This is a genomic window from Micromonospora sp. KC213, from assembly GCF_004348325.1.
In the GTDB taxonomy this organism is placed as follows: Bacteria; Actinomycetota; Actinomycetes; order Mycobacteriales; family Micromonosporaceae; genus Micromonospora.
This window is the reverse complement of the sequence record NZ_SMKF01000339.1, coordinates 1-1,563: the sequence shown is the minus strand read 5'-3', so window position 1 is coordinate 1,563 and position 1,563 is coordinate 1. Positions and strand designations below refer to the sequence as shown.

Here is a 1,563-nt window from a genome sequence, read left to right as displayed (position 1 = left end):
GAGACAGCACCACCGGCCCCCGCGACCCGGCCGCCGACGGCTGGGCACGCGGCCACGACCCCCGCACCGTCGCCTCCGGCCGTGCCCGAGCCCAGGACCCCGACTACCCCGAATGGCTCAACCACGTCAAAGCGGCCTCGGCCTGCAAGCACCCGATCCGCCTCGCTGGGCAGATCCACGTCAACGACGCCGACGGCAACCGCATGGCCACCATCGACACCGAGGACATGCCCGACGGCGCGATCTACACCCCCTGCGGCAACCGCCGCGCATCCGTCTGCCCGTCCTGCGCCGAGGTCTACCGCCGCGACACCTTCCACCTCATCAAAGCCGGCCTCCAGGGCGACCGGTGGGGACTGCCGCCGCTGCACGAGCACATCGCCATCTTCCTCACCGCCACCGCACCCTCCTTCGGACCCGTCCACCACCGGGTCGTCAAGGTCCACGCTGCGGACTGCCGGAAGAAAGACGGCTGCACCTGCCGCGCCTCCGTCTGCCACCGCTACGGGCGCACCTGCCCTCACGGTGTAGACCTGCGCTGCGGACAGCGACACAAGGCCAATGACGGGCAGCTCGGTCAGCCGCTGTGCCTGGACTGCTACGACCACACCGGCCAGGTCGTGTGGAACCACGAAGCGCCCGAACTGTGGCGACGCACCATCCAACAGGTCGACCGCGAGCTACGCCGCCTCGGCCGCACCCACGGTGTCGAGCTGCGCCGCCGCTACATCAAGGTCTACGAGTTCCAGGTACGCGGCGTCATCCACTACCACGCCCTGATCCGCCTCGACGGCTACAACCCCGACTGCCCCGAATCGATCGTGCCCCCGCCCCGCGTGGTCACCCGGGACATGTTCGAAGCGGCGGTCCGGACGGCCTTCGTCAAGACCGCCTACACCTCGACCCCGCACCCCGCCAACGGCGGGCAGGGCTGGCACATCGCGTGGGGTGACAAGGGCCTGGACCTCAAGCACGTCAACGCCCCCGGCGGCACGGTGAACCTGGCGCAGATCACCGGCTACATCGCCAAGTACGTCACCAAGAGCACCGAGGTAACCGGCCTGAACCTGCGTCGCGTCGACGACCTCTCCGTGGAAATCCACGGCGACCCGGCCACGCACCTCGGCCGGCTCATCCGCGCCTGCTGGGACCTCGGAGAGCACCCCGACTACACCCGGCTGCGGCGGTGGGCGCACCAGTTCGGCTACGGCGGCCACATCGCCACCAAAAGCCGCGCCTTCTCCGTCACCCTCGGCTTCCTCCGCCACCAGCGCACCATCTGGCGGCGCACCGAAGGCCACCCCCACACCTGGGACGACGAACAAACCGAACGGGTCATCTACGAACTCGGCTACCAAGCAACCGGCTGGATCACCACCGGAGACGCCCTGCTCGCCAACACCGCCGCCGCCCTCGCCCGCGCCCGACACCAAGCCGGCCTCGACGCCCTGGCCGACGAGCTGACCGCCCACCGCGCGGGTCACCTCCACGCCGCTTGACACGTACGTGTCAACACCCCGTGATCCCCGTTCCTTGACAACTCCACAGCGGACAACCCCAACC

1 protein-coding gene is annotated in these 1,563 nt (G+C 69.7%); it reads left to right on the top strand.

Annotated elements, in window-relative coordinates; translation table 11 throughout:
* On the top strand, window positions 1–1,499 hold a 1,499-nt coding region (locus E1166_RS30475), incomplete at its 5' end, for a replication initiator (protein ID WP_132343245.1).
* Window positions 1,500–1,563: the final 64 nt, after the last annotated feature.